The sequence below is a fragment of the Halomonas sp. G15 genome (genome assembly GCF_021282295.1).
GTDB classification, from domain to species: domain Bacteria; phylum Pseudomonadota; class Gammaproteobacteria; order Pseudomonadales; family Halomonadaceae; genus Halomonas; species Halomonas alimentaria.
Genome location: NZ_JAJSPA010000007.1, coordinates 100,653 through 109,323 on the forward strand (window position 1 = coordinate 100,653; position 8,671 = coordinate 109,323).

Consider the following 8,671-nt stretch of genomic DNA (forward strand, 5'->3'; position numbering starts at 1 on the left):
CCCTTCCCGGGTGCCGACACGAACACGGACCCTTTCTGACATGAGCTGGCTAGACAAGATCGTGCCCTCCATCGGGCGTATCCAGCGCCACGACCGCCGCGCAAGCGTACCCGACGGCCTGTGGCGCAAGTGTCCCAAGTGCGAGGCGGTGCTCTACCTGCCCGAACTCGAGAAGCAGCACAACGTCTGCCCCAAGTGCGATCACCACCTGCGCTTGACCGCCCGCAAGCGCCTCGACTGGTTCCTCGACCGTGAGGGCCGCGAGGAGATCGCCGCCGAGGTCGAGCCCGTCGACCGCCTCAAGTTCCGTGACTCGAAGAAGTACAAGGACCGCCTGGCCGCGGCCCAGAAGGAGACCGGCGAGAAGGACGCGCTGATCGCCATGCGCGGCACCCTGGATGGCCTGCCGGTGGTCACGGTGGCCTTCGAGTTCTCCTTCATGGGTGGCTCCATGGGTGCGGTGGTGGGCGAGAAGTTCGTGCGCGCCGCTACCGTGGCCCTGGAGGAGGGCATTCCGCTGATCTGCTTTTCCGCCTCCGGCGGGGCGCGCATGCAGGAGGCGCTCTTCTCGCTGATGCAGATGGCCAAGACCTCGGCGGCGCTGGAGAAACTGAAGCAGGCCGGGGTGCCTTACATCTCGGTACTGACCGATCCCGTCTTCGGCGGGGTCTCGGCGTCGCTGGCCATGCTCGGGGATCTCAACGTGGCCGAGCCCAACGCCCTGATCGGCTTCGCCGGCCCGCGCGTCATCGAGCAGACGGTGCGCGAGAAGCTCCCCGAGGGCTTCCAGCGCAGCGAATTCCTGCTCGAGCACGGCACCGTGGACATGATCGTCCATCGCCGCGATATCCGTCACCGCCTGGGGCGCGTGCTGCGCAAGCTCACTCACCAGCCCGCCATCGGTGAGCCCGAAGCGCCGACACCGGATCTGGTCGATGCGGCCGAGCAGGCACAGGGCCCCGCAACACCCGAGCCCGAAGTCGACGCTCCCGCGGCCGAGGTGCCGGATACCGGCACCGAGGGCGAGGCATCACCGGGTGAGGCGTCATCGGGCGATGATGCGTCCGGTGAACAGCGGCGCTGACGCCTCCATGAACGAGGCGCTGCCCACCACGCTGGACGCCTGGCTGTCCCGTCTCGAGGCCGCCCATCCCGTGGGGATCGACCTCGGCCTCGAGCGCGTGGCCGAGGTCGCCCGGCGCATGGGACTGCTGGCTGACCGCCTGGCCGGGCGGGTGATCACCGTGGCCGGCACCAACGGCAAGGGCTCCACGGTGGCCCTGCTGGAGGCACTTGCCCGCGCTCATGGCCTGACCACGGCGACCTACACCTCTCCTCACCTGATCCGCTACAACGAGCGGCTGCGCCTCGATGGCGCCGAGGCCGACGATGCGACGCTGATCGCCGGTTTCGAGGCGGTTGAGACGGCACGCCTGGCCGGCGATCCGGTAAGCCTGACCTACTTCGAGGTGGGCACCCTGGGGGCGCTGTGGGCGATCTCGCAGCGACCTCCCGACCTCGCCATCCTCGAGGTGGGGCTCGGTGGTCGGCTCGACGCGGTGAACGTGATCGATCCCGACGTGGCGGTAGTGACCACCGTGGCCCAGGATCACGCCGCCTTCCTGGGGACCGACCTCGAGCAGATCGGCCGCGAGAAGGCTGGCATCCTGCGCCCCGGACGCCCCGCGGTGCTGGGCAGCACCACGTTGCCTGCCAGCGTGCGGGAGGTCGCCGAGGCGCTGGGTGCCCCCGTCTACGCCCTGGGCGAGGCCTACGCCTGGGATCCCACTCTTCCCGACCCTGGCCTGCCCCTGGATAATGCCGCGACGGCGCTCCAGGCCTTGAGCCTGGCCGGAGTGTCGCTGGAGGCTGAGGCGTGCCGGCGGGCGCTCTCCGAGGTGCGCCTGCCGGGGCGCATGCAGTGGTGGGGCCAGTGGTGCCTGGATGTCGGCCATAACCCCCACGCGGCCGGCTATCTGGCCGACCGGTTGCGGGCCCGCCCCGGCCGCGGGCGTACCCTGGCGCTGCTGGCCATGCTCGGCGACAAGGACGCTCCCGGCGTGATCGCCGCCCTGGCGCCGGTCGTTGATGGCTGGGTAACCGCGAGCCTGACCGGTGAGCGGGCGCGCAGCGCCGATGAGCTGGCCGAACACCTCGAGGAACAGGGCGAGCGCGTCCTGCATCGCGCCGCTTCGCCCGGCGAGGCGGCGGCCTGGCTGGCCAGCCGGCTGGAAGCCGAGGACCGGGTGCTGGTGTGCGGCTCCTTCTTCACGGTGGGTGAGGTGCTGCAATGGCTGGCGAGTCACGCCCGACCGGGTCAGACTGACACGGACGAGAGCTCCAGGGAGGTAGCCCCGTGAAGTACGGTATGCGAGAGCGTCTCAGCGGCGCCGTGATCCTGATCGCCCTGGCGGTGATCTTCGTGCCCATGCTGTTCGATGAGCCGGCACCCCGGGACGATCGCCCCGAGCCGGTACTGAGTATCGACACTCCCATCGAGGTCGAGCGCCACGATGTTCCCGAGCCGGTGCCGCCGGCCAGCCTGGCGGAGTCGGGCCCGTCCGACGAGATTCCCGAGCCCGATACCCGGCTCACGCCCGACGACGAGGCGAACCCTGCCCCGCTGGCCACGGCGGACGAGGGGCAGTCACCCGAGGAGTCACCCGTCGAGGAAACGGCCACCGCCGAGCCTGCCGTCGACCCCATCGCCGAGCTGGCGCGGGCCGCCGACCAGCGCCTGGCGGAAAGCGCCTCCGCCTCCGGCCAGGGCGACGCCGAGGCGGTGGAGAGTGCCGTGTCAGGAGGCGAGTGGGCCGTTCAGGTGGGCAGCTTCGGGCAGCAGGCCAACGTCGAGCGGTTGCTGAATCAGCTGCGCGACGAGGGCTTCAGCGCCTACAGCCGTCCGCGCGGCAACGACCTCACCACCGTCTACGTGGGACCCTTCGCCAGCTCCGAGGCCGGCGAGCGGGCGGTCGGCGAGGTCAAGACTCGCGTCAACCTGCAGGGACTGCTGGTGCGGGTGAGAGAGTGACATGACCCTGACCTGGCTCGACTGGACCTTCATCGCGCTGCTCGCGGTCACCGGGATCACCGGCCTGCTGCGTGGCCTGGTGCGTGAGGCCCTGGGCCTGGCGGCCTGGATCGTCGCCCTGCTGGCGGCACGTGTGCTGGCGCAGCCGGTGGCCGACCTGCTGGCCGGGGTCATCGACAGCGCCGATGGCCGCCTGGTGCTGGCCTTCGTGTTGGTGATACTGGGCGTGGTACTGGCTTGCGGCATCATCATTCGCCTGCTGCAGGCCGCCGTGGAGTGGGTCGGCATGGGGCTGGTCAACCGGTTGCTGGGGGCCGCCTTCGGGGTGGCCAAGGGGGCGGCGATCCTGGTGCTGGTGACCATCGTGATCGGCCTGACACCCCTCGCCCGGCTCGAGGCCTGGCAGGGCGCGATGCTGCGTCCGCATCTCGAGGAGCTGCGTGACTGGGCGGTGAGCCACTTCGAGGCCTGGGATGGCCGGATTCCCGAGGCGCCAGCGTCGCTCGGCGAGCTCTCCCTGCCGGGCGCCAAGCCGGCCGAGGACGCCACGACCGACAGCGAGACGACGCCCCCCGACAGATGAATTCCGGGCGCCGCCCCTGCGGGGCGCGGCGTCTCTACAAGCAAGTTCCAGTCAGGACTAGCGCAGTTACACAAAGCAAGGGGCGCTGGGGGTAAGCCGAAGAGGAGGTCCTACGCCATGGATGGCGTCGGTAGCGCCCAGGGAAGGGTTCACAGCGCCTCCTCGCAGGCTTGCCGCCACACCAGCCCCGAGCTACCTGCGATAGCCTGGCTACCAGTCAAGGCAAGTAAGTACCAGCAAAGCGAGGTAAGGTGGAATGTGCGGTATCGTGGGCCTGATGGCCAAGCAGGCGGTGAACCAGGGCATCTATGACGCCCTGACGGTGCTCCAGCATCGCGGACAGGACGCCGCCGGCATGATGACCTGGCATGAGGGCCGCTTCCTGCTGCGCAAGAGCAACGGGCTGGTGAGGGATGTCTTCCACACCCGACACATGGCGCGCCTCAAGGGCAGCCTGGGTATCGGCCACGTCCGCTATCCCACCGCCGGCTCCTCCAGCGAGGCGGAATCACAGCCGTTCTACGTCAACTCCCCCTACGGCATCGCCCTGGCTCACAACGGCAACCTGACCAACTCCGATCAGCTCAAGCAGGAGCTGTTCTCCTCCGACCTGCGGCATATCAACACCAGCTCCGACTCCGAGGTGCTACTCAACGTCTTCGCCCACGAGCTGGGCAAGCAGGGGCTGCACCTGGGGCCGGGTGACGTCTTCGACGCGGTGCGACGCGTGCACCGGCGCTGCAAGGGCGGCTACGCCTCGGTGGCGATCATCAACGGCGTGGGCCTGGTGGCCTTCCGCGACCCTCACGGCATCCGCCCGGTGGTGTTCGGCACCCGAGACGAGGGCGCCGGCCAGGAGGTGATGATCGCCTCCGAATCGGTGGCACTCGACGTCGGTGGCTTCGAGCTGCATCGCGACCTGGCCCCGGGCGAGGCGATCTTCGTCGACATGGACGGCGAGATTCACACCCAGCAGTGCGCCGATGCCCCGCAGCTGACCTCCTGCATCTTCGAGCACGTCTACCTGGCGCGCCCCGACTCGATCCTCGATGGCGCCTACGTCTACGGCACCCGCATGCAGATGGGCCGCAAGCTGGGCGATCGCATCCAGAGCGAGTGGCCGGATCACGATATCGATGTGGTGATCCCGATCCCCGACACCTCGCGCACCTCGGCGCTGGAGCTCGCCCAGCACCTCGGCGTGACCTACCGCGAGGGCTTCATGAAGAACCGCTACATCGGGCGGACCTTCATCATGCCGGGCCAGACCCAGCGCCGGAAATCGGTGCGCCAGAAGCTCAATGCCATCGGCATCGAGTTCAAGGGCAAGAACGTGCTGCTGGTCGACGACTCCATCGTGCGCGGCACCACCTGCCGGCAGATCATCCAGATGGCCCGCGAGGCCGGGGCGCGCAAGGTCTATTTCGCCTCCGCTGCGCCGCCGGTGCGCTACCCCAATGTCTACGGCATCGACATGCCGGCGGCCGGCGAGCTGATCGCCCACGGGCGCAGCGAGGCCGAGGTGGGCGAGCTGATCGGCGCCGACCGCATCTTCTATCAGGATCTCGAGGACCTGAAGGCGGCCTGTCGCGAGGTCAATCCCAATCTCGAGGCCTTCGACTGCTCGGTGTTCGATGGCAACTACGTGACCGGTGATATCGACGACGCCTACCTGGCGGCGCTGGAGGCCTCGCGCAATGACGACGCCAAGCAGCAGAGTGCCGGTGACCATGCGCTGGTCGGCACCCACAATCTCGAAGACGATATCGACGACTGAGGGCGACCCGCATGCATGATGAACACGATTCCGCGTCGTCCTGGGCACTCGAGACGCTGGCGATCCGTGCCGGTCACGACCGTACCGGCGAGCAGGAGCATGGCGAACCGATCTTCCCCACCTCGAGCTTCGTCTACGGCAGTGCTGCCGAGGCGGCACGCAAGTTCAGCGGCGAGGAGCCCGGCAACATCTACTCGCGCTTCACCAATCCCACGGTGCGCACCTTCGAGCGTCGCCTGGCGGCGCTGGAGGGGGGAGAGCGCTGCGTGGCCACCAGTTCAGGGATGGCGGCGATCCTCTCCACGGCGCTGGCGCTGCTCAAGGCGGGTGACGAGATCGTCGCCTCGCGCTCGCTGTTTGGCTCCACGGTAAGCCTGTTCGACAAGTACCTGGGCAAGCTGGGCATCACCACTCGCTATGTGGAGCTCTCGGACCTCGCGGCCTGGGAGGCGGCGATCACGCCGGCGACGAAGCTGCTGTTCGCCGAGACGCCCTCCAACCCGCTCTCCGAGGTGGTGGATATCGCCGCCCTGGCCGAGATCGCCCATCGCCACGACGCCTGGCTTGCCATCGACAACTGCTTCCTGACCCCGGCGCTGCAGCGCCCCCTGGCCCTGGGGGCCGACCTGGTGATCCACTCCGCCACCAAGTACCTGGACGGGCAGGGCAGGGCGATCGGCGGTGCCGTGGTGGGGCGCGAAGCCGAGCTGGAGGAGGTGTTCGGGGTGGTGCGCACCTGCGGCCCCTGCCTGAGCCCCTTCAACGCCTGGATCTTCACCAAGGGCCTCGAGACCCTCGAGCTGCGCATGCGCGCCCACTGCGCCAACGCCCAGGCCCTGGCCGAGTGGCTCGAGGCGCATCCCGCGGTGGCCCGGGTCCACTACAGCGGCCTCGCGAGCCACCCCCAGCATGACCTGGCCGCTCGCCAGCAGCGCGGCTTCGGCGCGGTGCTGGGGTTCGAGGTGAAGGGCAGCGAGGCCGAGGGCAGCCGCGCGGCGGCCTGGTCGGTGATCGATGCCACCCGACTGCTCTCGATCACCGGCAACCTGGGCGACGTGAAGAGCACCATCACGCATCCCGCCACCACCACCCACGGGCGCCTCTCCCACGCCCAGAAGTCGGCTGCCGGTATCACCGAGGGGCTGATTCGCGTGGCGGTGGGGCTCGAGGCCCTCGACGATATTCGCAGCGACCTCGCCCGCGGACTCGACGCCCTGGTCTGACCCGACCCTCTCCGTGTCCGCCTGACGCCCGTGCCGCGACTCCCGGCACGGGCGTCGTTGTCTCCAGCGCGGTGTCCCGCAACCAGCGGTTTTTCCGAATGCAGCATTCGGCATTATTCAGCGGACTCGAACGGTCGGCTCGGGTAGGCTGTCCTGCATCGAGAACGGCCCGGGAGGGACCATGTGGCGTAATACCAACCAAGGCTGGGGACTGATCAGCATCCTGCTGCACTGGATCCTGGCGGTCGTCATCATCGGCCTGTTCATCCTGGGCTGGTGGATGACCGACCTGGGCTACTACGACCCCTGGTACAACCTGGGGCCCTGGTGGCATCGATCGCTGGGCATGCTGGTTCTCTTCGCCACCCTGCTGCGGCTGGTCTGGCGCCTGGTCAACCCGACACCACGGGCCCTGGGGCACCCGCTCGAGCGGGCCGCGGCCCATCTGGGGCATCTCGCGCTCTACGTGCTGATGCTGGTGGTGCTGGTCAGCGGTTACCTGATCTCCACCGCCGACGGCAAGGGCATCGCGGTCTTCGATTGGTTCACGGTGCCTGCGCTGATCAGTGACCTGCCCAACCAGGCCAGCCTGGCCGGCGAGGTGCACTGGTACTCTGCCCTGGTCCTGATGATACTGGCCGCGGGCCACGCTGCCGCGGCCCTCAAGCACCATGTCATCGATCGCCACCCGGTACTCAAGCGAATGATCGACCCGCGAGTGAGCCGGCGCTGACCGGTTGCTCAGCAACTATTCCATACTTCCCCGCACCATAAGGAGTCTACGTATGTTCAAGAAGACCGCTATCGCCGCCGCCCTGAGCGCCACCGCCCTGGTGGGTGTCAGCCAGGCCCAGGCCGCCGACTATGCCATCGATATCGACGGCCAGCATGCCTTCGTGCAGTTCAAGATCAGCCACCTGGGCTTCTCCTACCTCCTCGGCAGCTTCGAGAAGTTCGACGGCAGCTTCCAGTATGATCCGGAGAACCTCGAGGACGCCGGTGCCCAGCTCGAGGTCCAGGTCGACAGCCTCAACTCCAACCACGCCGAGCGCGACAAGCACATCCTCAGCGATGATTTCCTGGACGCGGGCGAGTACCCCACTGCCACCTTCGAGTCCACCGGATTCGAGCCGACCGGCGAAGGTGAAGGCGTGCTGACCGGTGAGCTGACCCTGCACGGCGAGACCAACCAGGTCGAGATGCCGGTCACCCTGCTGGGCGAGGGCGAGGACCCCTGGGGCAACTACCGTGCCGGCTTCGAGGGCAGCACCACTCTGGAGCTTGCCGATTATGGCATCGACATGAGCGCCTTCCCCGAAGCGATGCACGAGCTTGAGCTCTATGTCACCTTCGAGGGCATCCGCCAGTAAGGCGTGATCCTTCCGGGCCACGGCCCGTGTCCGCGAGCACCCTCGGTACGCCGGGGGTGCTCGCGTTTGTCATGGAAGCTAGAATAGCCCGCCCTTCCCTCGCCCCGGAGTGATCGTGACCCAACCCAGAGACGACAGTGTGCCCCTCGGTGTGACCCTGTGGCGCCAGACCTGGCCCATGGCCATCGGCGTGCTGGCGCTGCTCGGCTTCCAGCTGGTGGACAGTGCCTTCATCGCCCGGCTGGGTACCTCGCAGCTGGCTGCCCAGTCCTTCACCTTCCCGCTGAGCTTCCTGATCATCGGCGTGCAGGTGGGCATGGGGATCGCCATCGCCGCGCTGATCTCCCGCTCCCTGGGTGCCGGCGAGGCCGCCCGCGCAAGGCGCCTGGGCAGCCTGGTGCTGTTGCTGGGAGCCGTGGTCATCGGCTTGCTGTCGCTGGCGCTGTGGGCCCTGCAGGCGCCGATATTCGCCAGTCTGGGTGCCGATGCGTCGGCTCTCGAGCTGATCCGCGGCTACTGGGCACCCCAGCTGCTTGCCGCCTGGCTGGGGGCGGCCCTCTATTTCGGTTACAGCCTGTTCCGGGCCCATGGCAATACCCGGCTGCCGGGCACCATGATGGTGGTGACCAGCCTGGTGAACCTGGTGCTCGACCCGCTGCTGATCTTCGGGGTGGGGTCCTGGGAGGG

The 8,671-nt window shown here is 68.3% G+C and carries 9 protein-coding genes; all 9 read left to right on the plus strand.

What is annotated here, in order from left to right; translation table 11 throughout:
- Positions 1–40: 40 nt before the first annotated feature.
- Positions 41–1,084, plus strand: coding sequence for an acetyl-CoA carboxylase, carboxyltransferase subunit beta (gene accD, locus LWH48_RS05625; protein WP_232911782.1), 1,044 nt, complete (start codon positions 41–43; stop codon positions 1,082–1,084).
- Positions 1,056–2,360 (plus strand): bifunctional tetrahydrofolate synthase/dihydrofolate synthase, encoded by a 1,305-nt coding sequence (gene folC, locus LWH48_RS05630; protein WP_442908297.1) that lies wholly within the window; start codon positions 1,056–1,058, stop codon positions 2,358–2,360. Before accD ends, folC begins: the two co-directional genes overlap by 29 nt.
- Positions 2,357–3,031 carry an SPOR domain-containing protein gene (locus tag LWH48_RS05635; RefSeq protein WP_232911783.1) on the plus strand — a complete coding sequence of 225 codons (675 nt, stop codon included), beginning with the start codon at positions 2,357–2,359 and terminating at the stop codon, positions 3,029–3,031. Before folC ends, LWH48_RS05635 begins: the two co-directional genes overlap by 4 nt.
- Before the next feature lies 1 nt (position 3,032).
- Entirely contained in the window at positions 3,033–3,614 is a 582-nt protein-coding gene (locus tag LWH48_RS05640; protein ID WP_232911784.1) for a CvpA family protein, read from the plus strand.
- 256 nt (positions 3,615–3,870) lie between these two features.
- The gene (purF, locus tag LWH48_RS05645) at positions 3,871–5,391 is read left to right on the plus strand and encodes an amidophosphoribosyltransferase (protein ID WP_161432811.1); all 1,521 of its coding nucleotides are present in this window, start codon (positions 3,871–3,873) and stop codon (positions 5,389–5,391) included.
- Between the two features lie 11 nt (positions 5,392–5,402).
- The gene (locus LWH48_RS05650; protein WP_232911785.1) at positions 5,403–6,614 is read left to right on the plus strand and encodes an O-succinylhomoserine sulfhydrylase; all 1,212 of its coding nucleotides are present in this window, start codon (positions 5,403–5,405) and stop codon (positions 6,612–6,614) included.
- Between the two features lie 181 nt (positions 6,615–6,795).
- Complete coding sequence (locus LWH48_RS05655; RefSeq protein ID WP_232911786.1) at positions 6,796–7,347, plus strand: cytochrome b; 552 nt, start codon at positions 6,796–6,798, stop codon at positions 7,345–7,347.
- 52 nt (positions 7,348–7,399) lie between these two features.
- Positions 7,400–7,984, plus strand: a complete 585-nt coding sequence (locus LWH48_RS05660) for a YceI family protein (RefSeq protein WP_161432814.1) — start codon at positions 7,400–7,402, stop codon at positions 7,982–7,984.
- Between the two features lie 178 nt (positions 7,985–8,162).
- Positions 8,163–8,671 (plus strand): MATE family efflux transporter (locus LWH48_RS05665; protein ID WP_269816115.1); only part of this gene is annotated, 509 nt, incomplete at its 3' end.

Coding starts and splice junctions, on each gene's coding strand:
- purF (WP_161432811.1), top strand. CDS start 3,871: ATGTGCGGTATCGTGGGCCTGATGGCCAAGCAGGCGGTGAACCAGGGC.
- LWH48_RS05655 (WP_232911786.1), top strand. CDS start 6,796: ATGTGGCGTAATACCAACCAAGGCTGGGGACTGATCAGCATCCTGCTG.
- LWH48_RS05650 (WP_232911785.1), top strand. CDS start 5,403: ATGCATGATGAACACGATTCCGCGTCGTCCTGGGCACTCGAGACGCTG.
- LWH48_RS05660 (WP_161432814.1), top strand. CDS start 7,400: ATGTTCAAGAAGACCGCTATCGCCGCCGCCCTGAGCGCCACCGCCCTG.
- folC (WP_442908297.1), top strand. CDS start 1,056: ATGATGCGTCCGGTGAACAGCGGCGCTGACGCCTCCATGAACGAGGCG.
- LWH48_RS05640 (WP_232911784.1), top strand. CDS start 3,033: ATGACCCTGACCTGGCTCGACTGGACCTTCATCGCGCTGCTCGCGGTC.
- accD (WP_232911782.1), top strand. CDS start 41: ATGAGCTGGCTAGACAAGATCGTGCCCTCCATCGGGCGTATCCAGCGC.